This is a genomic window from Bradyrhizobium sp. ORS 285, from assembly GCF_900176205.1.
Classification (GTDB): Bacteria; Pseudomonadota; Alphaproteobacteria; order Rhizobiales; family Xanthobacteraceae; genus Bradyrhizobium.
Window position 1 is genome coordinate 4,924,228 of record NZ_LT859959.1, and the last position, 25,780, is coordinate 4,950,007.

A 25,780-nucleotide genomic window follows, 5' to 3' on the forward strand; every position below is an offset into this window, starting at 1 on the left:
CGCCTCACGCGGGTGTATGACAGACCGCCTCGATATTGTTGCCGTCGGGATCGCGCACGAAGGCGCCGTAATAGTGCTCGTGATAATGCGGCCGCAATCCCGGCGCGCCGTTGTCACGCCCGCCGGCGGCGATCGCGGCCTGGTAGAACGCATCGACCATGGCGCGATCCTTGGCGTGGAATGCAACATGGGTCGAGGTCGCGGTGGTTCCGCCAGTGCCGATCCAGAAGTCCGGACGGCCGTCGCCGAAGCCGGCGTGATCACCATGACCGCCGGTCTGCGCGTCGGTGATCTCCATCATGAGGACATAGCCGAGCGGTGCAAGCGCCACGGTGTAGAACGCCTTGGCGCGGGCGAAGTCGGAGACGGGAAAGCCGACGTGATCGAGCATGATGATCCTCTCTTGTCCGGCGAGACGCGCATGACGAGCGCACACCGCGCTTCATGCACGTCCCACGATCACGTCGCAAGCGCGCTCGCGCCCGTCCTGGCGAGGATCCTCCGCGCGGTGTCGCGACCGCTCGCCAGCGCGGCCTCCACCGTTCCCATGTCGCGCCCCCGGTACAGCGCCTCACCGGAGATCAGCACCGGGCCGTCCCACTGCGACAGCGCGTCCTGCGCCTGATGCGAGGCAAGCGTCGCGTAGGAATAGGCGCCGCGCGCGAACGGATCCTTGCTCCAGTCGGTCACGTGACTTGCCACCAGCTGCGTCCTGAGAAGCGCCGCCGGCTTCTTGAAAATGCCCGCGAGCGCCGACACGCCGGCCTCGATCAGCGCGGTCTCGTCGCACGCAGCAAAGGCGCTGGTCGGCGGCCCGGCCAGCCAGCCGGTCAGCACGGCGTGCTCGGCCGGATGCTGCGTCCACCACACCGGCACCTTGGCCTCGGACAGCACGAACAGCATGTCGGAGAGATCGCGTTCGCTGTCCTCCAGCCACCAGCGGCGCTCGAAACGCAGCAGCAGCTTGATGACATTGCCGAAGCCGATGGCCTCGGCCGCGTCCAGCCGTGCACGCATGGCCGGCGGCAGCGCGATGGTCCGCAGCAGCGGCAGCGGCACGGTCAGAACGACGAGATCGCCGCGGGCGACATCACCGTCGGCACAGCGGACGACGACGCCGCCCTCGGAGCTTTCAACGGCGCTGACTGCGGCTTGAAACCGCATTGTCACGTCATACCGCCGGCACTCGGCGACGAGGAAGTCCAGGAGAGCCGCGTAGCCGCCGACGATGCGCGCCTGATCGCCGCGCTCACCGCCCATCCATTCGTCGCGCAGCGCGAACACGCTCGCACGACCCGGATCGGCGGCGTCATAGCCCTGCACCATCCCGAGCACGGAGCGGCGTAGCGCCGCGAACTCCTCACCTGCGAAATGACGGTCGAGCAGCTCGGTGACCGTGATGTCCTGATCGAGTTCTCGGGCCACGCGGTGGAGCAGGCGCATCTGCCGGTCGGCGGGATCGTCCTGGGAGAACGCGCCGTTCGTCACATGCCAACGCGCGCCGTCGACCGGCACCGATCGCAGTCCGGCCTCGGCCATCAGTGCATGGGTGACGGGCGCCTCGCCGTGAATGAATTCGGCGCCGGCGTCGGCGCGATAGCCAAATTCGCTCTCGGGGAGCGAATGGATCCGCCCGCCGCAGCGCTCGCGCGCCTCGAGCAGGGTCACCCTGCGTCCCGCGCGGGCAAGCTCGCGCGCGGCCATCAGACCGGCAGCCCCGGCCCCGACGATGATGATGTGCTTATGCGCCTTCTCAGCCATGGCTGGCCTGCGCCGGCAGATCAGCGCCGTTGATGAGCTTGTAGCGCAGCCACAGCGCGCCGCCCTCCAGCGCCGTCGTGCTCTCCAGCGTCATCGCCGTCAGCGGCGCGCGCTGGTCGGACTCGGCCTCAGAGGAATCGAACACCATCGGCGCGCCCTTCGCGCCATCGATGGCCGGGCACAGCACGAGGTTGAGCTCGTCGATCAGCCCTGCCCGCAGGAACGTGCCGTTGACGTGGCCGCCGCCCTCGAGCAGCAGGCGCTCCACGCCGAGCTCGCGCGAGAGGATGTCGAGCACGCGCGGCAGATCCAGCGTGGTCTCACCGGCGAAGATGTAGGACACGCCCTCGCTGCGCAGCCCTGCGAGATGAGCATCCGAGACGGCTTCCGTCAGCACGACGACGATCGGATCGCCGCCGATGTCGGCGCGCCCCCAGCAGATCTTGCCGTGGCCGTCCAGCACGACGCCATAGACCTTGGCATCGCGCCGGCAGATCCAATTCTCGCGCGGAAAGCGCTCGGTGGTCGTCGCAGGATACGCCTTGCCCTTGGCGAATTCCTGGCCGGTGACGCGGCCGATCAGCCAGGCATCGCCGCCGAGCTTGTCATGCACCTGCTCGAACAGGTCACCCGACCCCTTCGGGCGCCAGCGGCTCGGCCAGGTGCGGCCATCGACGCTGGAAGCCATCAGGCAGATCACGTCCGGTTTCATGCATCCTCCTTGGTGCCGCGGCGGGCTCCCCGAATATGGTTCCCCGGGCGCTGTCGTCAACGAAGCGGCCGCGGTTTCGTTCGAAAGGGGCCATGCCGGCGTTGCAAGGGTCTTCCAGGCGCGCCCACTGTTTACCTCAAATGTCCTGCGCTAGACTCCGGAGGAATGGAGCAGACCATGCAAAGCGCGCCGCGCCAGTCAATTGCTATGCGCGCACGCGGAATGGCGCTGGTGGCAGCGGCGCTGGCCGGGCTTGCGCTCTGCATCATCGGAATCTGGCGTCTCGAGGCGGTGCGCGCCGGCCTCACCATCACGCAAAGCCAGGTCGGCACGACTCCCATCACGACCTATCAGCGCCGCGGCGCGGCTCCCGCGCCGGTGGTGGTCATCGCCCATGGCTTTGCCGGCTCGCGCCAGTTCATGGAGGCCTATGCGCTGACGCTCGCGCAGGCGGGCTATCTTGCCGTCTCCTTCGACTTCGAGGGCCATGGCCGCAACCCGACGCCGATGTCCGGCGACGTGACGCGGATCGACGGCACGACGGGGAAGCTGATGAGCGAACTCGGCAGCGTCGTCGATGCGGTATTGTCCCTGCCCGGCTCCGATGGCCGCGTGGCGCTGCTCGGCCACTCCATGGCCTCCGACATCATCGTGCGCGAGGCGCTGGCCGATCCGCGCATTGCCGCGACGGTGGCGATCTCGATGTTCTCCGAAGCGGTCACCGCGACCGCCCCGCGCAACCTCCTGATCATCACAGGCGAGTGGGAGAGCGCGCTGCGCCGGGATGCCTTGCGCAACCTCAGGCTGGCTGACACTGCTGCCAATGAGGGCGACACGGTCGGCAATCCCGCCGCCATAGGCGCACGCCGCGCCGTGGTGGCGCCCGGGGTCGAGCATGTGAGCGTGCTGTATTCGACCACCGCGCTGCGCGAGGCGCGCGCCTGGCTCGATCAGGTGTTCGGCCGCAGCGGCAGCGGCGAGGTCGCGGCCACGGGCGGCGCCATTGCGCTGCTGCTCGCGGGCATCGTACTGCTGGCCTGGCCGCTCGCCGAGCTGCTGCCGAAAGGCGATACGCCGTTGCCCGCTTTGCCGCTGCGAACCCTGGCGATCGCAACCCTCGTGCCCGCTATGGTGACGCCGATCGCGCTGCGATTCGTCGACACGCGCTTCCTGCCGGTGCTGGTCGCGGACTATCTCGCCGTGCATCTGTTCGTCTACGGCGCGCTGTCGCTCGTGCTGCTGCGCCTGCAAGGTGTTCGTTTCGGCCGCATGGCCTGGCTCGCGGCCCTGGCGCTGGCAGCCTACGGCATTTTCGGCTTCGGCGGCGCGCTCGATCGTTACGTCGCATCCTTTATGCCGATCCCGGCGCGGCTGCCGATCATCGCGGCGATCGCCGTTGGCGCCGTGCCCGCCATGCTGGCCGACAGCCTCGCCAATCAGGGCGGCCACGCCGCGCTATGGCGCACGCTGTGGATCCGTACCGTCTTCCTGGCCTCGCTCGGCGGCGCCGTCGCGCTCGACCTCAGGCGGCTGTTCTTCCTGCTGATCATCATCCCGGTCATCGTGCTGTTCTTCATCGTATTCGGGCTGATCGGCGGCTGCGTCGGCCGGAGAACCTGCTCGCCGATGGCCGAAGGAATAGGCCTCGGCCTGATCCTGGCATGGTCGATCGGCGTGTCGTTTCCGATGTTCCTGCCGGGCTAAGACCCGCTGTGCGACAACGCAACGCCGTCAGATGAGAACAAGGACCAGTCGCCTTGGCGCGCCCGAGGACAGCGGCACCGTCTCGTCGTCGAGGGCGCAAGCATGTTGGTGCGCGGACACGCTGTCGCGCGTCTGGAGCGTCGCGGCGCGCCGGCGAAGGTAAAGCGCAACGCGCAGGTCGAGCCAGAGCCGGAGATGGAGAGCAAGCAGCATCAATTCGTTTGTCATCAAAAACGTCTCTCCTGAATAGCCGGCCGATCTGAGGTGGGCCTGGCCACCTGCAGTTCGGCGCGATTGAAATGGCGATCACTGACGCGGCTGTGACGGGCCCGCCGCGACACGACGGGCCCGTCGGCCGAACTAATTCAGACCATGTGCCGCCTTGATGATGTCAGCGGCAAGCTCGCCGATGACGACGCACGGCGCCATTGTGTTGCCGCTGGTGATCTCCGGCATGATCGAGGCATCGGCGATGCGCAGCCGGTCGATGCCATAGACCTTCAGCTTGCCATCCACGACCGACATCGAATCGTGCCCCATCTTGGCGGTGCATGACTGATGCCAGTACGTCACTGCGGAATTGCGCACGAAGTTTTCCATCGCAGCCGCGTCACGCTTGCCGGGAAGGGCTTCGCGCTTGACGAGCTTGTTGAAGGCCGGATCGCCGCCCAAGGCGCGGCACAGTTCGATGTTGGCGTAGGCCGCGGCAAGGTCATCCGGATGCGACAGCGTGTTGGCTTCGATCCGGATGGGATCGTCGGGACCCGGCCCCGACAGATGCAATGCGCCGCGGCTCTTCGGATGCGCGAGGCCTGCGAACATCGTCCAGCCATGCTCCGGAACATCCGGCCCCATGGTCTCGGCACTGACCACCGGAAACTCGACCTGGCAGTGGAACATGTCGGGCCGGGCCAGATCCGCATCGCTCTTCCAGTACAGCGTGGCTTCCGAGCCGCCGTGACCGACGTCCTGCGGCTCGCGATATTCGAACACGCAGGCGAACGCGATGTGATCCTGGTGATTGCGGCCGACGCCCGGCAGATGCTGGATCACCGGAATGCCGTGACGCCCAAGTTCATCCTCCGGACCGATGCCGGATTGCATCAGAACCTTCGGCGTGTTGACGGCGCCGAGCGAGAGCACGACTTCGCGCTCGGCCATGAACAGGCACCGCTGCGAGCCCCGCATCGCTTCCACGCCGACCACCGAGCGGCCGTCGAAGATCAGCCGCGTCACCATTGTCTCCGTTAGGACCGTGAGATTGGGCTGCGCGAGACGCGGGTGGACATAGGACCGGTAGATCGACGAACGGCGTCCGTCCTTGATGATCAGATCGTTGATGGCGGCGCCGCCGCGGCCCTCCATCATGGCGCCGTTAGGACTATCAAAAGCGGGCAGACCGAGGGATTGCGCGGCCTCGATCATCGTCTGCGCGATCGGCTGTGGATGAGCCGCAGGTGCCACATGCACAGGCCCGCCGGTGCCGCGGCGGCGCCGATCGGGAGTGCCCTGCCAGCTTTCGATGCGGCGATAGATCTCCAGCACGGACTCATAGCCCCACGCCGGATCCTGCGCCTCGGCCGCAAAACGCTCCCAGTCGTTGCGATGGCCGCGGGCCCACACCATCACGTTGATGCTCGACCCGCCGCCCAGCACCTTTCCCATGTTGAGCGGAATGGCCCGCCCATTCAGATGCGGATTGGGCTCGGCCTTGAAGTTCCAATCGCGCGCCGAGCCGAGATTCAGCGGCCACTGACCGGGGGTCATGACCTCAGGAACGTCATCGCTGCCGCCGGCATCGAGCAGCAGCACGCGCACGGCCGGATCTTCGGCCAGCCGCGCGGCCACCACCGACCCCGACGAGCCCGCGCCGCAGACGATGAAGTCGTATCGCCCTGAACTCGCGTCAGGGGTGGTCCTGGTGATCCGCTGCGGATCGTCTTCGCGGCTACCGGTCGCCATCATCTACTCTCCTCACGTTTAAAGGAATACGACACATCTTAAGCGTGTATCGGCGGCCCGACTTGACTGAAGATCGGTATCAAATTGCCGCGCCGCAGGATTGGAAATATCAAATCTATCAATTATAGCAATATAACTAAATATAATTGTTTTGTGATCGGGAGGACGCGATTGTGCTTGAACCGAACGGCCGATGCGGCGATCTAGCGGGGGCTTCATGCCGTTCAGCGGGGGCTGCAAACGTTGCGGCGAGCCGATACGGTGCGGTCCATGGATAAGGACGTCTTGACGACATCCGAGGCAGCGAAGCTGCTGGGGATTTCAGTGCGCACGGCGCAGTTGCTGATCGAGGGCGGCACGCTGACGTCGTGGAAAACGCCGGGCGGACACCGCCGCGTCTACCGAACCGAGGTCGAGGCGCTGATCGCCCGCACCAAGCCTGCCCCTGTGCTGGAATCCGCCCTCGTCATCGTGGTGTGCTCGCCGGACCGCCAGGCAGCCTACGAAGCGATGCTGGCGGCGATGCCGGAATGCACTGTCGCGATCCACCACGATGCGAACACCGCGGCTTTCGTCATCGGCTCACGGCTGCCGGCCGCGGTGATCGTCGATCTCGACGACGCCCCAGCCAATCGGCTGGCGTTCCTGAAGCACATCGACATGAACCCGGCGTTCGGCTCGATCGCCCTGTTCGCATCGGCAAATTCCGACGTGATCGCGAGCGGCGATCTCGCCGCCTTGCGGCGCGTCACCGTCACCTCACCAGACCGGCTGGCGACGGCGTTGCATGGCGTGTTGCAGGACAAGGTGGCGCCGCGCGACATCATGGTGGACGGCGCATCGTTTCCGCTCGCCTCCAACGAAGGCCGCCGCCTTGCGGCGCTGAAGCGCTCAGGGCTTGTCGACACCGCGCCGGAGGACGCCTTCGATCGCCTGACATGGCTTGCAAGCCGCAGCCTCAAGACGCCGGTCGCATTGTTGACGCTGCTCACCAATGACCGCCAATGGTTCAAGTCGCGCATCGGCCTGGACATGATCGAGACGCCGCGCAGCTGGTCGTTCTGCAACCACACCATTCTGCAGAAGGGTGTGTTCGCCGTGAGCGACCTGGCTCACAAGGCGCCGTTCGACACCAATCCCGCCGTCGCCGGTGCTCCGCATTTTCGCTTCTATGCCGGTGCGCCCGTCACCGATCCGGACGGCTTTGCCGTCGGCGCGCTGTGCGTCATCGACTACGAACCGCGCAAGCTCGACGCCGAGCAGGAAAAGACGCTGCTCGCGCTGGCCGCGTTGGCCTCGGACGAGCTCCGGCTGCGCGCCACAGACCGGCAATTGCGCTGGGCCTTGGACTCGCTCGAACGGCAGCACGAACGAACCTGACGGGAACCGCTTGCGTGCGGTTCGCGTCACGCCCCTCCTCCATGAGTCATGACTCGCGCACCCAGCGCGGCGGTCCATGATATAAAGCGCCCGGAGGGAGCATCCATGGTGAAACACCGCATCTACACGATGAGCTTCGCGAGCGTGTACCCGCTCTATGTCGCCAAGGGCGAGAAGAAGGGACGCAGCAAAGCGGAAGTCGATCAGATCATCTGCTGGCTGACGGGCTACGACCAGAAGCAGCTCGAAAGTCAGCTGCAAAAGCAGACCGATTTCGAGACCTTCTTCGCGCAGGCGCCTGCGATGAATCCGGCGCGCTCGCTGATCACCGGCGTGATCTGCGGTGTCCGCGTCGAGGAGATCGAGGAGCCCTTGATGCGGGAGATCCGCTATCTCGACAAGCTCGTCGATGAGCTGGCGCGGGGCAAGGCCATGCACAAGATCCTGCGCACATCCTGACCGCGCTCAGTCCTGCACTCAGTCCTGCTCCTGCCCCGGCGTCTGCCGCAGCATGAAATGACCGAACGCGGTCGCGTGTGGCTTGGTCGCGTCATCCTGCCAGGCGCGGGCTTCGAAGGCCACGACGCGGCGGCCCTGCTTGACGATCGAGGCCGACGCGAAACTGTCGAGCGCGCGGCCGGACCTCAGATAGTTGATGGTCAGCCCGATCGGCTTCGGTGGCGCGTCCACCCCGAGTTCGCGCATCACCGTGACGATTGCAGCGGTCTCAAGGAACGCGCCGGTCATGCCGCCATGAATCGCGGGCAGCACCGGATTGCCGACGATCTGCTGCGAGAACGGCATCACGAGCGTGCCGTCGTCGGCCACGCGAATGCCGAGGCAGCGCGCAAACGGACTGTTGGCAAACAGTCCCGTCATGTCATCAGGCGCTTCGAGCGGCGGCGGCGCCCCGGTGAAAGCCGGTCGATCGGTCAGCATGTTGGTGCGGTTGGCGGCGATCATGAAGCAGGCGGTCGCGGTCGCCACCGGCGCGCTCTCTTCCTCCTGATAGGCGGTCGCGCGCACGAAGGCGATCGAGCGCGTGACGCGGTAGCACACCGCATGCGCCTTGATGTCGAGGCCGGGCGTCGCCGGCTTCTGATAGTCGATGCGCAGGTCGAGCGTGGCGATCGCACTGCTGCCGTCGAGCGCGAGCTGCACCGCCATGCCGCAGCTTTCGTCGAGCATCGCGGTGACGACGCCGCCATGGATCACGCCGGTGTCGCTGTCGCCGACGAACACTTCGCGATAGGGCAAGGTCGACCATGCCTCGCCGGGCGCGAAGCGGTCCATCCTGAGACCGCTGATATGGCCGTACACCGAGCGGCGATGCCTGATCGCCTCGGCGAGCTGTTCGAATGCCTGTGATGCGGCTGATGTCGACGTGTCGGACATGGCTGGGATTTACCGCATGATCGCGGGAATCGCGAAACGAATTCAGCGATCCATGTGCGCAAGACGAACAGGTCCACGCTGGAGCACGATGCAACCGAAGCATCCCTCCAACGTCGCGCAACTTTCAGATGCATTCACCGTCTGCAGCATCGTCCCGGATCTATTTGTAGCTGGGGCCCCGCAAATCTACGTGCATGAAAAGTGAACCGAGCCGGGCGCGCTTAGAACATTGGCAACCTTAATAGGGTCATAATGGTCTCAATCAAATCCCGGAGACCTGTCGATGCGCAAACCCACCACGCCGGATGTCCCGCCGAAGAGCGGCACGGCTTCTCTACGAATTGCGATGAGCCTGGCGCTGGCGGCGAGCGCCGGCGTGATCTGGTGGAGCGGCGGCGGAGCCAACAGCTTCACCTTCGCCGGCAACGGATCGCCGTCGCTGGAGACGCGCGTTGCCGCACTGACATCGGAGCTCACTCAGCTGAAGGCGGAAACGGCGCGGTTGCGCGATCGCCAGAACGATACGTCCGGAGATCTGGTCCAGCTTCGCGCCAGCCTGACCAGCGCCGAGACCGGGCTGGCAACTCTGCGCACCGCAGCCGACGAGAGCGAGTCCCGCCGCCGCGACACCGCCGACAGGATCGAGCAGGACATCGCACTGCTGAAGCGGCAGGCGATCCGCCTCCGCACCGCGCAGGAGGATACCTCAGCCGAGCTGAGCAGCTTGCGCGTCGCCGCGGCAACCAGCGACATGGGCATCGAGCAGCTGCGCACCAGCACCAGCGAGATCCGCCAGCAGGTCGCCCGCATCGAGACGGCCCGCGAGGCCACCAGTTCGATTGCCCGCATGCACAAGCATCGCGCCCGCCGCGTTGCGCGCGCTGCGGAGACCGAGCCGCAGCAGGCTCAGCCGTTCATGATGCAGTGGCCGGGCGTAGTGCCGGCGGGCCGCAACTAAGCCAACTTGATCGAACGACCTGACCGCGCCTGCAGCGCGGTCAAAGATGGCCCCGCCTGCTACCACCAGCCCGGCTGCACCGGCCGGTAGTAGGTAGGAGGCGGACCGCGCCGCCGTGGCGCGGCCATCGGCTGACCATCCCAGCTACGCTGGAAGACATTTCCGAAGCCGTTATCATATTCTTCTTCGCCGCTGGCGATCACGTCGACATTGGTGGTCGGCCGGCGCGTGATGAAGCCGCCTTGCGGCTGGTTGCTCAGGACGGCGACGAACTCGGTGCGGTAGTTGGTCTCGCTCGACAGCGGCTCGTCCGAGACGATGATCGAGGAGCGCGGCACCGCCGTCGGCGCGATCCGGGCCAGCACATCCTTCGGAATGGTGATGCGGTCGAGCGCGTCCTTGGCGTCGTCGCCATCGTCGATCGTGACCGCGGTCCAGCGCAGGCCGGCGCCGTTCTGCGCCACCGCCGTGAACACGTGAGTGCCAATCGGCCGGTCGGGATCGCGAATCGTCACCGGCGACTCCAGCGACGTATCGAACACCTCGCCGCCGCCATCGCGCGCCGGCTTGTGCGTGTTGCGCCGGACGTAGAGCATCTGCGTCGAGCGGCTGATATAGACCGACACCGGCTCGGTCGCGAGCTTCGCCTCCTCGGCCGCCTTGGCGGTCTCGCTCTTCTTGACGGCGGCCGCCTTGGCCGCGTCCTTCGTCGTCGCGGCCGTCGCGAGCTTGGCGACGGAGTCCGACCTGGCCGCCTCGAGCTGCGTCGCCGCTTCAGTGGCCTTCGCCTCGGCCTTCTGCCGGGCGTCCTCGGCCTGCGCCTTGGCCTCATCGGTCTTGGCGGCGGCCAGCTTCTTGTCGGCAGATTTCAACTCGGCATCGCTGCGCGCCTTGGCCTGCTCCAGCCTGCGCAAGGACGCCTTCAGCGACTTCGCGTCGCGCTCGGCCGTGGCCGCGGCGGCCTTGGCCTCATCGGCGGCCTTGGCGGCGTCCTCCGCCTCGCGGCCGAGCGTGGTCGCGCGCGAGGGGGCTCCCGAGAGCGCCTCGGCATTCGGCACGAACAAGGCGGGATGCGAAAACTCCACCGGCGCGACGTCGCCCGGCGCGATGATCACCCGCATGCCGATATAGGTCCGGTCGAACAGCTTCTCGGCAAAGCCATAGGGCATCCGCACGCAGCCATGCGAGGCGGCATAGCCGGGCAGCGGCCCGCCATGCAACGCAACGCCGTTCCAGGTGATGCGCTGCATGTTCGGCATCCAGGCATCATCATACAGCGTCGAATGATGGTCCTTGTCCTTCTCCAGCACGGCGAACACGCCGGCGGGCGTCTCACGGCCGGAAACGCCGGTCGACACCGGCGCGCGCCAGATCCAGCCCTCCGAATCGTAGAACGTGACCTTCTGCGCCTTGATCGACACGATCGCCATGATCGGATCACCATGCGCCCGCGGCGCCGTCGCCTCGGTGGCCGGTGCGGGCCGCGCCTGCCGCGCATCGGCGCCCGAGCCCGGCAGAGCCCCTGCCGCCACGACCGCAAGGGCCATCAAGGCCACTCCCCGACGCCGTGTCGTTGCGATCGCCCGAGGTCCCGTGGATCGTGTCACCATGCCGTGTCCCGATTCATTGCTGTTCATCTGCACCTCACGCGATCGGCGCAGGACAATCTATAAGCTCGAACAAGTCTTGGGGTGAAGTGAGGCGACGTCTCACCAGCGCTGCAAGACCGCCGGGCCACGATTGTGTCGAATCCTGGAACACAGCATGACGCGCCGTCGTTTGGTGTCATGATTCGTCTTCCCCCGCCGCGACATCCATTCATGAAGCCGTTGCCGCGCCATTAACGCCGACCCGGCCGGAGAGGTCCGTCGTCGCGGGACGAGACTCGTTCATGTCAGACGCAGGCAGGGCGGTGTCGGGTTCAATCAACCTGTCCAGCCGCGCTCGCCGACCATCTCACTGCCGAACAGGTCCCGGCGCGGACACCTGGCATCGCCGCCCCTGCCAGGTCGTGCCGCCGAAGAAGAGCTGACCGGCGTCGCGGATCGTGGCGGTCACGTCAGCTTGAATCAGCTGCGCTGCACTCCCACTAGGTCTGTGATCGCCACCAGACAGCCCTTGGCCTGCCGGCACCCGATTGCAGACAGAGAGATGACGCCTTGCCCGACCCGCGGGACTTTCACATGCCGCAATCGTCCTACACGCGAGAGGATCTGCTCCGCTCCGGCGAAGGCGGCTATTTCGGCCCGGGCAACGCGCAACTGCCGGCCCCGCCGATGCTGATGATGGATCGTATCACCGAGCTCAGTCTCGACGGCGGACGCTACGGCAAGGGACGCATCACAGCCGAGCTGGACATCACGCCGAAGCTCTGGTTCTTCGATTGCCTCTTCCGCGGCGATCCTGTCATGCCGGGCTGCCTCGGCCTCGACGCGATGTGGCAGATGGTCGGCTACTGGCTCGGCTGGTCGGGCTCTCCCGGCAAGGGCCGCGCCACCGGCGTCGGTGAGGTGAGCTTCACGGGGCAGATCACGCCGGAGGTGACTTGCGTGCGCTATGAGGTCGACATGCGCCAGGTCAAGCGCGGCCGCCTCGTGCTCGGCATCGCCGACGGACGCGTGCTGGCGGACGGCGCCTGCGTCTATCAGGCCAAGAACATGAAGGTCGCACTGACGGCCGCATGAGCATTGATGCCGTCAACGCAGCTGCTTCTCGAAGAACAGATCCGGATAGGGATCGTCGTTGAAGCGCTCGATCTCGGTCCAGCCGGTCTTGCGATAGAGCTGCTGGGCCTCGCCGAGGGCGCTGTTGGTGTCGAGGCGCAAGGTCGTGATCGACAGCTTTCGCGCAGCATTCTCGGCCGCGTCCATCAGCCTGCGGCCGAGGCCGAGGCCGCGGGCGGCGGGAGCGACCCAGAGCCGCTTGATCTCAGCGCTTGTGCCGCCGTGGCCTTTCAGGCCGACGCAGCCGAGTGGAAGGCCGTCGGACAGCGCGACGAAGAAGGCGCCGCGCGGCGCGATCATGTCCGTGGCGTCGGGGTCGCGCGACAATGCGACGTCGTAGCCGCGCGCGAAGCGGCGGGACAGTTCGGCGTAATATTCGCGCAGACAATAGCGCGCCTGCTCGCCGCGGGGATCGACCTCGTCGATCCCGATGCGGTCGCGAGCGAGCGCTGCGGCGACCATGTCCATCGCGGCCAGCAATGCGTCCGGCTGGCTGTGGCGCGCGATCATCGCCTGTGCCTGCGCATTGGAGAGCGTCTCATAGGCCTCGAATTCGCGCCGGCCCGCAGCAGTGAGCCTGGCGATGCGGCGGCGCGCATCGTCGGGATGCGGCTTGGTCGTGACCAGCCCCTCCTCCTCGAGGCTGCGCAGGAACCGGCTCATCAGGCCGGAGTCGAGCGCGAGATAATCGCGCAACTCCGCCACGTCGCTGCGGCCATGGCCGATCGCGTTGAGCACGCGCGCCACGCCGAGCGGCCGGCCGCGCCCCAGGAACGAGGTGTCGAGCGCACCGACCTCGGAGGTGACGGCGCGATTGAAGCGGCGGACGCGGGCGATCGGATCAAGCATGATATCTGACTTAGGTCAGATATACTCCAAAGTCAACGCAGTGCGGATCGCAAACAAAAAGGGCGGCCCGGTCGCCGGCCGAAGCCGGACGCCGGACCGCCAGGTTTTCCCCGGGAGGAACTCAGATCAGTTGAGAAGCTTCGCGACGTTGTCCTTGGTCACGAGATCGAGGCCGGTGTAGATCACCTCAGGCACCTTCTCGCCCTTCTTGATCGCGAGCAGCGTGTCCATCGACTTCTCGCCCATCTCGAACGGACGCTGGCCGGTGAGCGCGTTGGAATAGCCGTCGCGCAGCAGCTCGAGCTGCATCTTCAAGGTATCGGCAACCACGAGCGTCAGCTTGCCGGCATCGATGTCCTTCTTGTTCTTGTTGACGAACGCCTTGTAGCCCTCGGGCGCGAACATCGGCCAGCCGCCGATCGGCACGATAGCGCCGAGATCCGGCGTTGCGGTGCGCAGATCGGCCATCTGCTGGACGGCGAGGGCCGGATCGTCGTTGCAGAAGGTCGGCGAACCCGCCACTTCCGTCCACTTCGAGCCCTTCAGCGCCTCGCGCACGCCGTCGACGCGCTCGGCGAGGTTCTTGGCGCCGGGACCGCCGGACACCACCGCGTACTTGCCGCCGTCAGGCCTGAGCTCACGCAGCTGCTTGCCGAGCGCGAGGCCGAAGTCCTTGTTGTTGGTGCCGATATAAGCGAGCCGCTTGGAGCCCGGCGCGTCCGCGTCGAAGGTGATGACGGGGATGCCGGCGGCGGTCGCCGCGTCGATCGACTTGGTCATCGCAGCGACGTCGGCGACCGAGATCGCGAGGCCGTCGACCTTCTGGGTGATGAAGTCCTGGATGATCTGCGCCTGGGTGGCCGGCTCGTGCTCGACCGGGCCCTTGTAGATGCACTCGACATTGCCGAGCTCCTTGGCGCGCTTCAGGCAGCCGTCGCGCGCCACGTCGAAGAACGGGTTGTTCATCGCCTTCGGCACGATGGCGAAACGGTACTTGGTCTCGGCCTGCGCCGGGCCCACCAGGATCGCGAGCGATGCGACCGCATATAGCAGCTTCTTCATGGCTTCCCTCCTCCATGTCTATCCGTGATGATTGTCTGTGCCGGGCGCGGATAGACCTGATCAGTCACATCCCGGCCAGTATTTCGCTACAACAGCCTTTGCTACAACAGCCTTGCGCGGATGCGATCGACCAGCACCGCGGCGATGATGATCACGCCGACCAAGGTCTGCTGCCAGTAGGAGTTGACCTGCGCCAGCACGAGGCCGTTACGGATGACCTCGAGCAGCACGCAGCCGACGATCGCGCCGAGCGGACCGCCGATGCCGCCGGCGAGATTGGCGCCGCCGATCACGGCGGCCGCGATCACGTTGAGCTCATAGGACGTCGCCATGTTGGCCGGCGCGGAGCCCAGCCAGCCGGAGATGATGATGCCTTGCAGGCCGGCGGCGAGCGCGCCGACCACATAGACCTCGATCTTGACGCGCGGCACCGAGACGCCGGTCAGCTCCGCCGCCTTCTCGTTGCCGCCGATCGCGAAGACGTGGCGGCCGAAGGTCGTGTGGTGCAGCACCAACGCCATCAAGAGCGCGAGCAGGATGAGATAGATGAACGGCGCGGGCACGCCATACACGTCGCCCTGCGTCAGCGCATAGAAATACTCGGCATCGGGGCCGCCCGGAAAGCTGCCCTTGCCGTTGGAGATGACATAGCCGAGGCCGCGCACGATCGACAGCATGCCGAGCGTCGTCACGAATGGCGATAGCCCGAGCAGCGCGACGCAGACGCCATTGATGAGGCCGACCACGAGAGACACCGCAAGGCCTGCCAGCACCGAGACGATCAGGATCAGCCCGGGCACGTTGGCGACCACCGTCTTGCCGTCGGCGGCGAGATGCACGAACAGCGACGACAGCGGCATGCCCGGAGTCGACAGCGAGGTCATCACCATCGAGGTGATCATCGCCGCGAAGCACATCAGCGATCCCACCGACAGGTCGATGCCGCCGGTGATGATGACGAAGGTGATGCCGAGCGTCGCGATCGCGATGAACGAGAAGTTTTTGGCGACGTTCTGCAGATTGCCCTCGGTCAGGAAGTATGGGCTGGCGAAGCTCATGATCACGATGAGCGCGACCAGCGCCAAGGTCACATAGGCGGTCTGCGACGCGAACACGCCGCGGTGCCACCATCTGATGGCACCGACATTGGTGAAAGTGACCTCGGGGCTCGCTGGGCTGGTCTCGGATGGAACGGACATCACGCCGCCTCCTTGGCGCCGGTGATCAGCGCGGTGACTTCCTCGGGGCTGGTCTCGGTGACCGGCTTGTCGGCTCGCTTCTCGCCACGCCGCATCACCACGACGCGATCGCAAACCGCGAAGATGTCGGGCATGCGGTGCGAGATCAGGATCACGGCGATGCCCTGCTCCTTCAGCCGATGGATGAGGCTCAGCACCTGCTCGACTTGGCGCACCGAGATCGCAGCCGTCGGCTCGTCCATCATCACGAGCTTCGCGTTGGACAGCCGCGTGCGCGCGATCGCCACCGCCTGGCGCTGGCCACCGGACATGTCCTTGACCAGATCATGCGGGCGCGTCTCCGAGCGCAGCTCGCGGAACAATTCCAGCGCGCGCGCCTCCATGCCCTTGTGGTCGAGCAGCTTGAGCGGACCGAAATTGCGCCTCATCTCGCGGCCGAGAAAGACGTTGGCCGCGGCGGTGAGATTGTTGGCGAGCGCGAGGTCCTGGTAGACGACCTCGATGCCGACGCTGCGCGAATCCATCGGGCGATGGAAATGCACCTCGCGGCCGTCGAAATGGATCGTGCCCTGGCTGGGCGGAAAATTGCCCGCGATGATGCGCACCAGGGTCGACTTGCCGGCGCCGTTGTCGCCCATCAGGCCGACCACCTCACCGGGCCTGATGGAGAGGTCGACGCCGTGCAGCGCGCGGATCGCGCCGAACTGCTTGCCGATGCCCTTGAGCTCGAGCACCGGCGCCGCCGCGGCCATGACACCCGTCGTGGCCCCGCTCACCGAAGCATTCACGTTGCTGTCGTCAGACATAACGGTTCACCACGCTTTCGAGATATTCCTGCCGGCCGGAACGCGGCTGCGGATCGAGGCCGGTGTTGACGGCGCGGTCGGCGAGCTCCGCGAGCGAGCGGCGGCCGGCGAGGATCGCCTGCCCCTCCTCGCCATCCCAGCCCGCATAGCGAGCCGCGAGCGGCGCGGTCAGCGCGCTGTCGGTGAGCATCTCGTCGGCGGCGATCAGCGCCCGCGCGCACGCATCCATCGAGCCGACATGGGCGTGCAGCAGATCGTCCGGATCGATCGACTGCCGGCGGATCTTGGCATCGAAGTTCAGCCCGCCGGTGGTGAAGCCGCCGCCCCTGAGAATGTCGTGGAACACCAGCGCCAGCTCCGGCACGTTCATCGCGAACTGGTCGGTGTCCCAGCCGAGCAGGTCGTCGCCGCGGTTGATGTCGAGCGATCCGAACACACCGAGCGCCTGCGCCAGCGCGATCTCGTGCTGGAACGAGTGGCCGGCCAGGATGGCGTGGTTCTGCTCGATGTTGAGCTTGACGTCGTCGAGCAGGTCGTAACGCTTGAGGAAGCCGTAGCAGGTGGCGACGTCGAAATCATACTGATGCTTGGTCGGCTCCTTCGGCTTCGGCTCGATCAGGAGCGGGCCCTTGAAGCCGATCTTGTGCTTGTGCTCGACCACCATCGAGACGAAGCGACCGAGCTGATCGAGCTCGCGCTTCATGTCGGTGTTGAGCAAGGTCTCGTAGCCCTCGCGGCCGCCCCACAGCACGTAGTTGGCGCCGCCGAGACGATGCGTCACCTCGAGCGCGGCGCGCACCTGGCCCGCCGCATAGGCGAAGACATCGGGATCGGGATTGGTCGCGGCGCCCGCCATGTAGCGGCGATGCGAGAACAGGTTGGCGGTGCCCCACAGCAGCCGCACCTTCGCCGTCTCCATCTTCTGCGCGAACAGGTCGCCGATGGCGTTGAGGTTGGCCACCGACTCCTTCAGCGTTGCGCCTTCCGGCGCGGCGTCGACGTCATGGAAGGTGAAGAACGGCACGTCGAGCAGCCGGAACAATTCGAACGCGACATCGGCCTTGGCGCGCGCCATCGCCAACGCATCGTCGCCATGCTGCCAGGGCCGCAGGAAGGTCTCGCCGCCGAACGGATCGGAGCCCGGCCAGCAGAACGAGTGCCAGTAGCAGACGGCGAAGCGCAGATGGTCTTCCATGCGCTTGCCCCTGATGACGCGGTCCTTGTCGTACCAGCGGAACGACAGCGGGCTGCGCGACTCCGGGCCGCCATAAGCAATGGTTGCGCCGGTCTGGAAGAAGGGAGCCTGGACGTTCACGGGGATTTCTCCTTGAGAGCAGGATAGAGCTTGCGCCACTGCGCATAGGCGCCGTCATAGGCGGCGCGCTGCGCGGCGCGCGGTTCGAAACTCTGCAGCCGCTGCGGCTTGCGGCAGACATCGGCGGGTGCTTCGCCGGTCGCGGCGAGACGACCGAGCCTGGAGGCGCCGATGGCGGCACCGACCTCGCCTTCCTCGACGCGGTGCACGGTGACGCCGAGGACGTCGGCCATGATCTGCGCCCACAACAACGAGCGTGAGCCGCCGCCGACGAGATCGAGTTCGGTAATCTCCTGCGCGCTCCGCCCGAGCGCCGCGAGCATGTCGCGCGACGCAAAGGCCACGCCTTCCAGCACCGCCTGCACGAGATCGTCGCGCGATGCAGCGCTGCGCAGACCGACCAGGGCCCCTGCCGCATGCGCATCATTGTGCGGCGTGCGCTCGCCGTCGAGATAAGGCAGGAACTGCACCGGGCTCGGGCGATCGACGCTGCTGCCGAGCGGCGCGAGCAGCGTGGCCTCAGGAGTTTCGAGGATGCGCGCCAGCCAGGACAGCGACGCGGCGGCCGACAACATCACACCCATCTGGTGCCAGAGACCGCCGAGCGCATGGCAGAACGCGTGCACGGCGGCTTCCGGCGCCGGCGCGAAACGATCGGTGACGCGGAACAGCACGCCCGACGTGCCGAGCGACAGGAAGGCATCACCCGGCGTGATCGCGCCGAGCCCGATCGCGCTCGCGGCATTGTCGCCGGCCCCGCCGGCGATCACGACATCCGCGCGCATGCTCCAGCGCTGCGCCAGCTCGCGCGACAGCATGGCGCTCGGCTCATTGCCTTCGACCAGCCGCGGCATGTGATCGAAACCGAGGCCCGTCGCGGCGAGCAGCTTTTCAGACCAGCGCCGCGCGCCGACATCGAGCCACAAGGTGCCGGCGGCATCCGACATGTCCTCGGCCATCTCGCCGGACAGCCGGTAGCGTACATAGGCCTTCGGCAGCAGCACCTTCGCCACGCGAGCGAAGATCTCCGGCTCGTGCTTCGCCACCCAGGCCAGCTTGGGCGCGGTGAAGCCCGGCATCGCAAGATTGCCGGCGATCGCGTGCAACTCGGGACAGCGCTGCTCGAGTTCGGCGCATTCGGCCTGCGAGCGACCGTCGTTCCACAGGATCGCAGGGCGCAGCGGCCGGCCGTCGCGGCCAAGCAGCGTCGCGCCGTGCATCTGGCCGGACAGGCCGATGCCGCGCACCGCCGATATCTGGCGCGGATGGGTGCGGGCGAGATCATCGACCGCGCCGATGACAGCCTCGACCCAGTGATCGGGATTCTGCTCGGACCACAACGGCTGCGGATGCGACAGCGACAGCGGACGGCCCGCGCTCGCGACCAGCGCGCCCGCCTCGTCCTCCAACACGGCCTTTACGCCGGATGTGCCGACATCCAGTCCGAGAAACACTGTCCACTCCTCCCACACGGGTCCCCGGTCATCGGCGCTCTGCGGCGCCTCGAAACCGGTGACCTATTCGTCGCTCCATGACTCGTCCGACCGCGCCAACCGCGGCCGCCGCGTCACGGCAGATTGTCCCGCATCACGATGTCGATGCGGATCGCTTCCTGTTCGCTCAAGATCGGCTCGCCGCGCGCCAGCGCCAACAGCACACGCACCGCAGAACGGGCCTCATGCCCTGGATTTTGCGAGATCGCCGCATGCATCACGCCCGACAGCAGCAGCTTGCGCGTCAGCGTGGTCACGTCGTGGCCGACGAACACGATGTCGCCAGCGCGCCCGGACTCGGTCAGCGCCTTCGCGACACCGGCAGTGCCGGCGCCGACATTGTAGAGCCCGACGATGTCGTGATGCTCGGCCAGCAACTTGCGCATGAGGTGTTCTGAGCGATCGTCCGCATCATGCCCCTCAGCCACCGGCAAAACCTCGAGTTGCCGAAACTCCGCCGCCAGGACCTGGCTGAAGCCGAAGATGCGCTCGGCATGGTCGCGCAGGCCCTGCGAGCCGGCCATGATGGCCACCCGTCCGGTCTTGCCGCCAGCGAAACGTCCGACCAGCGCGCCCGCGGTGCGGCCGGCCGCGATGTTGTCGATCCCGACATAATGATGTCGCCGCGACGACGGCACGTCCGAGACTAGGGTCACGACCTTGGCGCCGGCCTCGACGAGATCGTTGATCGCCGCGCGCACGCTCGGATGATCGAGCGCAACCACCGCGACGCCGTCGACCCTCCCGACCAGATCTTCGAGCTTGCCGGCCAGCACGGCAGGATCGAACACGTCGGTGGTGACGACATCCGCGGTCAGCCGACGCGCGGCCATCCAGTTGCCGAGCTCGCCGAGATGCGCCTGGATCTGCTGCATGAAGGGATTGACGCCGACCGGCATCACGAAGGCAAAGCGCCGCGACCGCGCGCGCGCCAGTTCGGAGGCCGCGGCATGCGGCTGGAACGCACTGCGCGCCATCGCGTCCTTGACGCGCCGCACCGTATCCGGGCGAACGCCCGGCCGGTTGTGCAGCACGCGGTCGACGGTAGCCAGGCTGACGCCGGCCTGCCGCGCGATATCCCGCAATGTCAGCGGTGCGTTCATGCTCCTCCCCTTCGGGTTGAGGAACTTAGCGCGATTTTTGAGGTACGCAACTCATTTTTGAGGCGCGGCGAAGATCGGCGAAGGATGCAGCAAGGAACGGCACGGCTGCGGAGCGCCCCTAATCGATGCGCTGGCCGCCGGAAATCCCAGAGATGCAGCACGGATTGGCGCGCGCCCGCGGCACGACCCGCTTCAGCCAGCACCGCGCCGGCGGCTGCTGCGGCCCATGCCAAAAGGTCGGTGCCTTGACATAGGTCCAGGCGCGACAGCGCGGCAGCTCGCGATTGCAGGTCTGGCGGCAGGATTGCGCGTCATCGAACGTATCGAAGCTGCGATAGTCGCCGCCGGGACGATCGATGCCGGTCGCAAAGAAGTCATTCGCCGCGACGGGCGCGACAAGTGCCGAGGCGAGCACGAACACCGCCGCGGCCATCAGGTGACGAAGATGCATGGCAGCCTCCTGTCAACTTCCGCGATTAAGTAGAGAGCAGCTCCCGCGTCTTGTCAAACTCGTCGCGCCCGTCGCCCCACGCTAACGACCGTCGTCCGGCGCGCCTGGCGCAGCATGGCCGGGCTCCGGAGGTGTATATCCACGAGAACCGGGGACACGGGTTCACCGCCGCCGCCGAGAACCGGCACTATGAGCTTCTGACCGAATTCTTCATGCACCATCTCGGCTAGCAGCGCGATGGTCCTGCAGGCCGGCGGGGCGGCTCAAACACGCCGTCGAGCCCAGAGCAGCCCCCTTGTGTGCAGCCATACCAGCGCGACTCGACGAAGACCGGCGCGCGACGCGGATTGTCGACGACAAACTCGCATCTGTCGAACACCGTCTCGACGATCATGCAGCTGTTGAACGTGCATGGCCCCTGCAGATTATCGAGCACGAACCGGCAATCCTCGAAGCGGCAGGCAATGACCTCACATTGGGTGAATGACGTGCCGCGAAACACGCAGCTCTTGAACGTCGTGTGCGCCAGCAAAGTCGTATTGAACAAGCCCCAGTACCAATCGATCCCGCGCAGCTCGCATCCCAGCAGCGCGCCGCCAATGGTCTGCCCCTCGATTTCGAGCCGAGCAAAATTGCACCAGCGGAATACGGCCTCGTCCCACGAGCGGCCGCGTGGCGGACCGGTTTCCCGTGTGAAAGTCTCGTGTTCGATGAGCATGCTGCGTCCTGCGGTGAGCCGGCAACGCTACACGAAAACGACTTCCGCGCACTTGTCGCTCCGCGCCGTCATGCGGCATGCTCGCGAGTCGCGGAAGTCTGAAGGAATGCTCCTTTATGCAGTTGCGAGTATCGCTGTCGTGCCGTGTGCATCAGAACCTCGAACGTATTCCTGCGACAAACCGACTTAGCCAGTGCCCGGGCGGTTGAGCCCGCATCTTGGCCGTCCACTGCGTGAGACACTGTTCGGCATAACGAAGTCCCGCGACAGTCCGCGCCAAGCAATCGCGTCCAGCATCGCTGTCCAGACCATGAGCGATGGCATCCGCAATACACGACGCCGCCATTGAGAGGCCACCGCCTATCTCATTCAAGGCTTGGACGTAGGCTCTCTGTCGGGCTTGGGATTTGTGTAGCGCGGGCCTCGCTTGCTCCGCGAGGGTTCGGAGAGCCTCCGTTCTCAAAGCGAGCCAGCCGAAGGCGGCGCACAGCCGCGTGAGGTGCTCCGGCGCGCTCCGAGGGTCGAAGCCCTTGATCGTTCCCATAAGCAGCGCCCTTCGGGCGATTAGCTCAGAAACTGCCATCGTCACGGCACGTGCGCCCGCTTCAGTCATCGTGTAGGTGCTTGTCGGCGGCGCCGCAGGCAGATCACCCGGGACCCGGCGTGTCCAGCCGACCTGCTCCATCCGCAACCACAGTTCATCATTGGGACTACCCACGCTCGTCATCATCGCGGCTCCGGGGCGCGCCGCCGCGGCTTCATTTACTGAGAGATCGCCAGGGGCAAGGCTCGACAGAAAAATGCAGAGCTGATGGGCATCGAAGACAGACGAGTTCGAGCTCTGGTTCACGCTTGCCGCCCAATTTGTTCTTCGGAGCTAGAAACTCTAGCGAACAGTCTTGAAGCAACGGTAAAGGAGGAAGTTCGGATGACGCCAGTTCCGTGAAGGGCAGATCCTTTCGCACGCCCCCAACCCGCCGACGACACGGGACGATCTCCGCCAATAATTTCTCATTTCCAGAAGATTCTTCTTTCGTTTTATCGGAAGATGTGTTTATATCCAGCCATCCCGCCTCAACGAGAGGGGCGTTGCGCGCGATCGTCACGACACGCGAGGCGGGGATGCGGTGCCGCGGGAGATCGCAGCATGCTCGGCAACGAGCGTGCAGACGAACGATCGCCTGCGGACGTGAAGTCGCAGCGGCCCGACACCCCGAAGCTGGTGTCATCCGCGCAATGCGCGTCAGCGCATTGTCGCGAGCGCGACGAGGCTTCGCCTCGCGCGGAGGTGGCCAACACGCCGGCGCACCAGGGCGACTGCGTATAAGCGTGAAGACACCGCGCAGGGAATGCCGGATGCTCGGCTGCACCTGTGGTACCTGCCGCCTGCACTTTTTCTCGCAGGCGGGCCATGGGTGAGGCCTTCACCCGGCATTCCCTGCGCCCTCTCATCTGCGAGGGACGAACTGATGGCAGGCCTCGGGCGTCAGACGCCGCGAGAACGCCACGCTGTGCCACCCGCTGTTTGAGCCGTGAATCCGCCAAACCCACCGCCGTCGTCCCGGACAAGGCCCGACGCCGATCCGGGACCCACACGCCGCAGCGGTCGTGATCAGCACAAATGCCAATCTCCAGCGTGCCTCAAACCGATCCCTGGGGTATGGATCCCGGCTCAAGGCCGGGACGACCGTGGTGTTTGTTGATGCGCGATCTCGTAGGGTGGGCAAAGCGGACGCCCGCAGGGCGGTCGCGTGCCCACCGTGCATCGGCACGCGCGGAGAGAATGGTGGGCACGGCGCGCGATCGAGCGGAGCAAACAACTCACGGCTCTGGCGCGCCTTTGCCCACCCTACGGACTGCGCAAGCCCTAGAACGGCAGCCCGACATAGTTCTCCGCCAGCGACCGCTGCGCGGCCTCCGACGAGAACAGATAGGCGAATTCGGTATCCTGCAGCTTGTCCTCATACGGCAGGCGATCGGGGAAGCGATGCAGCAGCGTCGTCATCCACCAGGAGAAGCGCTGCGCCTTCCAGATCCGCGCCAGCGCGCGCTGCGAGTAGCCGTCGATGCCGCGGTTGTCGCCCTTTTTGTAGTGATCGAGCAGGCCGTGATAGAGATAGTAGATGTCGGACGCGGCCGAGTTCAGCCCGCGCGCGCCGGTCGGCGGCACGATGTGAGCAGCGTCGCCGGCCAGGAACATCCGGCCGTAGCGCATCGGCTCGGCGACGAAGCTGCGCAGCGGCGCGATGCTCTTCTCGATCGACGGGCCGGTGATCAGCTTGGCGGCGACCTCCTCCGGCAGGCGGCGCTTCAGCTCCTCCCAGAACGCGTCGTCGCTCCAGCCCTCGACGGTGTCGGTCAGCGGCACCTGGATGTAATAGCGGCTCAGCACCTGCGAACGCAGCGAGCACAGCGCGAAGCCGCGCTCATGCTTGGCATAGATCAGTTCCGGCGACACCGGCTTGGTGCGCGAGAGCACGCCGAGCCAGCCGAACGGGTAGACTCGCTCGAACTCCTTGATCTTGTCGTGCGGGATCGACTTGCGGCTCACGCCATGGAAGCCGTCGGCGCCGACGATGTAGTCGCAGTCGACGCGGATGACCTCGTCGCCGGTGCGGTAGGTGACGTAGGGCGCGTCGGAATCGATGTCGTGCGGGGTCACGTCGAGCGCGTTGTGCACGACCTTGCCGCCGAGCTTGTCGCGGGCCTCGTAGAGGTCACGGGTCAGTTCGGTCTGGCCATAGACCATCACCGAATTGCCGCCGGAATATTTGTGCAGATCGACGCGGTCGAGCTTGCCGTCATGGGCGATGTAGAAGCCATGATGGATCTCGCCCTCGCGGTCCATGCGCTCGCCGCACTGCGCCTCGCGCATCAGCTTGGCAAAGCCGTGCTCGAGCACGCCGGCGCGGATGCGCGACAGCACATAGTCGCGGCTGGACTTTTCCAGGATGATCGTATCGATACCCTGCAGGTGCAGAAGCTGCGACAGCATCAGGCCCGAGGGGCCGCCGCCGATAATGCAGACTTGGACTTTCATGGGCCTCTTCTCCCGGATTCGCGACAACAGGTTTGTTGGCTTTGCTTGTCAGTCGCGGATTTTACCAAGGAACGCTCGGATGCACTTGGATGGACGCAGCATTCTCTTGCACTTTTCCGACATCACGGCAGGAGAAGGCGACGGTATCCTGCTCCCGCCGGATCAACCCCGGGCGTCGTCGGCCACGCCCATGGCGCGACGATAGTCGCGCGGGCTGGCGCCCGTGTGGCGCTTGAAGAAGCGGCAAAAATAGGCCGGGTCCTTGAAGCCGAGCTCGAAGGCCAGCTTCGACACCGGCGCTGCAATATAGGTCAGCCGCCGGCAGGCTTCGCGGGCGAGCCGCGCATGCACGATGTCGAGCGCAGACTGCCCGGTCTCCGCCCGCGTCAGCCGGTTCAGTCGCTCCGGCGTCATGCCGAGCTCGTCGGCATAGCGCGCGACCGACCAGTGATCGCGGTGATGCGTCTCGACCAGCACGATGAAGCGCGTGAACAGCGCGGCGTGTCCGCTGCCGCGCCGCGCGCCCTCCGACAGCCGCGCGCTCTGCTGCGCCAGCCGCCACACGATCGAGCGTCCCAGCCAATGCGGCACCGGCGAAGCGGCCGAGTCGGCGGCGGCGAACTCATCGGCGAGGTCAACGAACAGCGCGGCGATGCGGCCCGTCGCGACCGCCTGCGGATCGAGCTGCAGGATCTGCGCGGTTGCGAACAGGTCGCGCAGCGCCTCGCCGGTCGCCGGCACGTCGCCCTCGACCACGGCACGGGGATTGAAGGTGAGCACGAAGCCGTCGGTGTCGCGCGAGAAGCGGAAGGCATGCACGACCCCCGGCGGAATGATCACCGCCACCGGGCCGGTGCAGCGCTCGCGGCGTTCGTCCAAGGCGATGTCAGCGGGGCCCGACGCGACCCAGAGAATCTGGTGCAGGCCCAGGTGCGTGTGCGCCTCGATCTCCCAGCGATACAGCTTGCTGCGCACCTGGATCGGCTCGACATGCAGCATGTCCGGCTGCGCCGCGGAGGCCTCGCCATACAGTGCGAAGGCAGGAATCGACGGCTTGGTGCGAAAGCGTGGCATGCGGGGCAGCTAAGCCGGAATGTCGGAAAAGTACAAGTCTTGACGGGCGTTCGTGCCTCACGCCGCAGCAGCGGC

The 25,780-nt window shown here is 66.3% G+C and carries 23 protein-coding genes; 5 read left to right on the top strand and 18 right to left on the bottom strand.

Annotated elements, in window-relative coordinates:
* Positions 1 to 4: 4 nt before the first annotated feature.
* The 3 genes from BRAD285_RS22185 to BRAD285_RS22195 form a co-directional block, all read right to left on the bottom strand.
* The gene (locus BRAD285_RS22185) at positions 5 to 391 is read right to left on the bottom strand and encodes a VOC family protein (RefSeq protein WP_006611999.1); all 387 of its coding nucleotides are present in this window, start codon (positions 389 to 391) and stop codon (positions 5 to 7) included.
* A gap of 68 nt (positions 392 to 459) precedes the next feature.
* A complete protein-coding gene (locus tag BRAD285_RS22190; protein ID WP_006612000.1) occupies positions 460 to 1,761 on the bottom strand; it encodes an NAD(P)/FAD-dependent oxidoreductase in 1,302 nt (433 codons plus the stop codon).
* Positions 1,754 to 2,473: a dihydrofolate reductase family protein gene (locus BRAD285_RS22195; protein WP_006612001.1), complete on the bottom strand. Its 720-nt coding sequence runs from the start codon at positions 2,471 to 2,473 to the stop codon at positions 1,754 to 1,756. The genes BRAD285_RS22190 and BRAD285_RS22195 overlap by 8 nt, the downstream gene beginning before the upstream one ends.
* A 177-nt stretch (positions 2,474 to 2,650) precedes the next feature.
* Here BRAD285_RS22195 and BRAD285_RS22200 point away from each other — a divergent pair, with 177 nt between their 5' ends.
* A complete protein-coding gene (locus tag BRAD285_RS22200) occupies positions 2,651 to 4,177 on the top strand; it encodes an alpha/beta hydrolase (protein WP_006612002.1) in 1,527 nt (508 codons plus the stop codon).
* Between the two features lie 27 nt (positions 4,178 to 4,204).
* Here BRAD285_RS22200 and BRAD285_RS22205 read toward each other — a convergent pair whose 3' ends face one another.
* Positions 4,205 to 4,405: a hypothetical protein gene (locus BRAD285_RS22205; RefSeq protein WP_035646382.1), complete on the bottom strand. Its 201-nt coding sequence runs from the start codon at positions 4,403 to 4,405 to the stop codon at positions 4,205 to 4,207.
* A 132-nt stretch (positions 4,406 to 4,537) separates the two neighbouring features.
* The gene (locus BRAD285_RS22210; protein WP_006612003.1) at positions 4,538 to 6,139 is read right to left on the bottom strand and encodes a GMC family oxidoreductase; all 1,602 of its coding nucleotides are present in this window, start codon (positions 6,137 to 6,139) and stop codon (positions 4,538 to 4,540) included.
* Between the two features lie 270 nt (positions 6,140 to 6,409).
* Between BRAD285_RS22210 and BRAD285_RS22215 the strand changes: the two genes are divergently transcribed.
* Together BRAD285_RS22215 and BRAD285_RS22220 are read left to right on the top strand one after the other, a co-directional pair.
* Entirely contained in the window at positions 6,410 to 7,519 is a 1,110-nt protein-coding gene (locus BRAD285_RS22215; RefSeq protein WP_006612004.1) for an excisionase family DNA-binding protein, read from the top strand.
* A 105-nt stretch (positions 7,520 to 7,624) separates the two neighbouring features.
* On the top strand, positions 7,625 to 7,978 hold the full coding sequence (locus BRAD285_RS22220) for a DUF2200 domain-containing protein (RefSeq protein ID WP_006612005.1): 354 nt from the start codon (positions 7,625 to 7,627) through the stop codon (positions 7,976 to 7,978).
* Between the two features lie 18 nt (positions 7,979 to 7,996).
* On the opposite strand, the gene BRAD285_RS22225 is transcribed toward BRAD285_RS22220, so the two are convergent.
* A complete protein-coding gene (locus BRAD285_RS22225; RefSeq protein WP_006612006.1) occupies positions 7,997 to 8,914 on the bottom strand; it encodes a PaaI family thioesterase in 918 nt (305 codons plus the stop codon).
* Positions 8,915 to 9,197: 283 nt separating this feature from the next.
* On the opposite strand from BRAD285_RS22225, the gene BRAD285_RS22230 reads away from it, so the two are divergent.
* Positions 9,198 to 9,872, top strand: a complete 675-nt coding sequence (locus BRAD285_RS22230) for a hypothetical protein (RefSeq protein WP_006612007.1) — start codon at positions 9,198 to 9,200, stop codon at positions 9,870 to 9,872.
* A 59-nt stretch (positions 9,873 to 9,931) separates the two neighbouring features.
* Here the strand turns inward: BRAD285_RS22230 and BRAD285_RS22235 are convergent, their stop codons facing one another.
* Complete coding sequence (locus BRAD285_RS22235) at positions 9,932 to 11,482, bottom strand: L,D-transpeptidase (protein ID WP_035646422.1); 1,551 nt, start codon at positions 11,480 to 11,482, stop codon at positions 9,932 to 9,934.
* Between the two features lie 549 nt (positions 11,483 to 12,031).
* On the opposite strand from BRAD285_RS22235, the gene fabA reads away from it, so the two are divergent.
* Positions 12,032 to 12,556: a bifunctional 3-hydroxydecanoyl-ACP dehydratase/trans-2-decenoyl-ACP isomerase gene (gene fabA / locus BRAD285_RS22240; RefSeq protein WP_006612009.1), complete on the top strand. Its 525-nt coding sequence runs from the start codon at positions 12,032 to 12,034 to the stop codon at positions 12,554 to 12,556.
* Positions 12,557 to 12,568: 12 nt separating this feature from the next.
* On the opposite strand, the gene BRAD285_RS22245 is transcribed toward fabA, so the two are convergent.
* The 11 genes from BRAD285_RS22245 to BRAD285_RS22305 form a co-directional block, all read right to left on the bottom strand.
* Positions 12,569 to 13,444, bottom strand: a complete 876-nt coding sequence (locus tag BRAD285_RS22245) for a bifunctional helix-turn-helix transcriptional regulator/GNAT family N-acetyltransferase (protein ID WP_006612010.1) — start codon at positions 13,442 to 13,444, stop codon at positions 12,569 to 12,571.
* A gap of 126 nt (positions 13,445 to 13,570) precedes the next feature.
* Positions 13,571 to 14,506, bottom strand: coding sequence for a sugar-binding protein (locus tag BRAD285_RS22250; RefSeq protein ID WP_006612011.1), 936 nt, complete (start codon positions 14,504 to 14,506; stop codon positions 13,571 to 13,573).
* Positions 14,507 to 14,607: 101 nt separating this feature from the next.
* A complete protein-coding gene (locus BRAD285_RS22255) occupies positions 14,608 to 15,705 on the bottom strand; it encodes an ABC transporter permease (RefSeq protein WP_006612012.1) in 1,098 nt (365 codons plus the stop codon).
* A complete protein-coding gene (locus tag BRAD285_RS22260) occupies positions 15,705 to 16,457 on the bottom strand; it encodes an ATP-binding cassette domain-containing protein (RefSeq protein WP_006612013.1) in 753 nt (250 codons plus the stop codon). Before BRAD285_RS22260 ends, BRAD285_RS22255 begins: the two co-directional genes overlap by 1 nt.
* A 46-nt stretch (positions 16,458 to 16,503) precedes the next feature.
* Entirely contained in the window at positions 16,504 to 17,826 is a 1,323-nt protein-coding gene (gene xylA / locus BRAD285_RS22265) for a xylose isomerase (protein ID WP_035646385.1), read from the bottom strand.
* Positions 17,823 to 19,280 carry a xylulokinase gene (xylB, locus tag BRAD285_RS22270; protein WP_006612015.1) on the bottom strand — a complete coding sequence of 486 codons (1,458 nt, stop codon included), beginning with the start codon at positions 19,278 to 19,280 and terminating at the stop codon, positions 17,823 to 17,825. Before xylB ends, xylA begins: the two co-directional genes overlap by 4 nt.
* 113 nt (positions 19,281 to 19,393) lie before the next feature.
* Positions 19,394 to 20,422 carry a LacI family DNA-binding transcriptional regulator gene (locus tag BRAD285_RS22275; RefSeq protein WP_006612016.1) on the bottom strand — a complete coding sequence of 343 codons (1,029 nt, stop codon included), beginning with the start codon at positions 20,420 to 20,422 and terminating at the stop codon, positions 19,394 to 19,396.
* 118 nt (positions 20,423 to 20,540) lie between these two features.
* Entirely contained in the window at positions 20,541 to 20,873 is a 333-nt protein-coding gene (locus BRAD285_RS22280) for a PAN domain-containing protein (protein ID WP_006612017.1), read from the bottom strand.
* A 226-nt stretch (positions 20,874 to 21,099) separates the two neighbouring features.
* The gene (locus BRAD285_RS22285) at positions 21,100 to 21,591 is read right to left on the bottom strand and encodes a pentapeptide repeat-containing protein (protein WP_006612018.1); all 492 of its coding nucleotides are present in this window, start codon (positions 21,589 to 21,591) and stop codon (positions 21,100 to 21,102) included.
* A 1,867-nt stretch (positions 21,592 to 23,458) separates the two neighbouring features.
* Positions 23,459 to 24,631 carry a 4-hydroxybenzoate 3-monooxygenase gene (gene pobA, locus BRAD285_RS22300; RefSeq protein ID WP_035646392.1) on the bottom strand — a complete coding sequence of 391 codons (1,173 nt, stop codon included), beginning with the start codon at positions 24,629 to 24,631 and terminating at the stop codon, positions 23,459 to 23,461.
* Between the two features lie 162 nt (positions 24,632 to 24,793).
* The gene (locus BRAD285_RS22305; RefSeq protein ID WP_006612021.1) at positions 24,794 to 25,705 is read right to left on the bottom strand and encodes a helix-turn-helix domain-containing protein; all 912 of its coding nucleotides are present in this window, start codon (positions 25,703 to 25,705) and stop codon (positions 24,794 to 24,796) included.
* Between the last annotated feature and the right edge of the window lie 75 nt (positions 25,706 to 25,780).

What these genes read in the sequence shown, in the direction of transcription:
- BRAD285_RS22275 (WP_006612016.1), bottom strand. Translation starts at nt 20,422, where the DNA reads ATGAACGCACCGCTGACATTGCGGGATATCGCGCGGCAGGCCGGCGTC.
- BRAD285_RS22245 (WP_006612010.1), bottom strand. Translation starts at nt 13,444, where the DNA reads ATGCTTGATCCGATCGCCCGCGTCCGCCGCTTCAATCGCGCCGTCACC.
- BRAD285_RS22190 (WP_006612000.1), bottom strand. Translation starts at nt 1,761, where the DNA reads ATGGCTGAGAAGGCGCATAAGCACATCATCATCGTCGGGGCCGGGGCT.
- BRAD285_RS22185 (WP_006611999.1), bottom strand. Translation starts at nt 391, where the DNA reads ATGCTCGATCACGTCGGCTTTCCCGTCTCCGACTTCGCCCGCGCCAAG.
- BRAD285_RS22280 (WP_006612017.1), bottom strand. Translation starts at nt 20,873, where the DNA reads ATGCATCTTCGTCACCTGATGGCCGCGGCGGTGTTCGTGCTCGCCTCG.
- BRAD285_RS22220 (WP_006612005.1), top strand. Translation starts at nt 7,625, where the DNA reads ATGGTGAAACACCGCATCTACACGATGAGCTTCGCGAGCGTGTACCCG.
- BRAD285_RS22250 (WP_006612011.1), bottom strand. Translation starts at nt 14,506, where the DNA reads ATGAAGAAGCTGCTATATGCGGTCGCATCGCTCGCGATCCTGGTGGGC.
- BRAD285_RS22285 (WP_006612018.1), bottom strand. Translation starts at nt 21,591, where the DNA reads ATGCTCATCGAACACGAGACTTTCACACGGGAAACCGGTCCGCCACGC.
- BRAD285_RS22260 (WP_006612013.1), bottom strand. Translation starts at nt 16,457, where the DNA reads ATGGCCGCGGCGGCGCCGGTGCTCGAGCTCAAGGGCATCGGCAAGCAG.
- BRAD285_RS22195 (WP_006612001.1), bottom strand. Translation starts at nt 2,473, where the DNA reads ATGAAACCGGACGTGATCTGCCTGATGGCTTCCAGCGTCGATGGCCGC.
- BRAD285_RS22225 (WP_006612006.1), bottom strand. Translation starts at nt 8,914, where the DNA reads ATGTCCGACACGTCGACATCAGCCGCATCACAGGCATTCGAACAGCTC.
- BRAD285_RS22210 (WP_006612003.1), bottom strand. Translation starts at nt 6,139, where the DNA reads ATGGCGACCGGTAGCCGCGAAGACGATCCGCAGCGGATCACCAGGACC.
- pobA (WP_035646392.1), bottom strand. Translation starts at nt 24,631, where the DNA reads ATGAAAGTCCAAGTCTGCATTATCGGCGGCGGCCCCTCGGGCCTGATG.
- BRAD285_RS22230 (WP_006612007.1), top strand. Translation starts at nt 9,198, where the DNA reads ATGCGCAAACCCACCACGCCGGATGTCCCGCCGAAGAGCGGCACGGCT.
- BRAD285_RS22215 (WP_006612004.1), top strand. Translation starts at nt 6,410, where the DNA reads ATGGATAAGGACGTCTTGACGACATCCGAGGCAGCGAAGCTGCTGGGG.
- BRAD285_RS22255 (WP_006612012.1), bottom strand. Translation starts at nt 15,705, where the DNA reads ATGTCCGTTCCATCCGAGACCAGCCCAGCGAGCCCCGAGGTCACTTTC.
- BRAD285_RS22200 (WP_006612002.1), top strand. Translation starts at nt 2,651, where the DNA reads ATGCAAAGCGCGCCGCGCCAGTCAATTGCTATGCGCGCACGCGGAATG.
- BRAD285_RS22205 (WP_035646382.1), bottom strand. Translation starts at nt 4,405, where the DNA reads ATGACAAACGAATTGATGCTGCTTGCTCTCCATCTCCGGCTCTGGCTC.
- BRAD285_RS22305 (WP_006612021.1), bottom strand. Translation starts at nt 25,705, where the DNA reads ATGCCACGCTTTCGCACCAAGCCGTCGATTCCTGCCTTCGCACTGTAT.
- BRAD285_RS22235 (WP_035646422.1), bottom strand. Translation starts at nt 11,482, where the DNA reads ATGGTGACACGATCCACGGGACCTCGGGCGATCGCAACGACACGGCGT.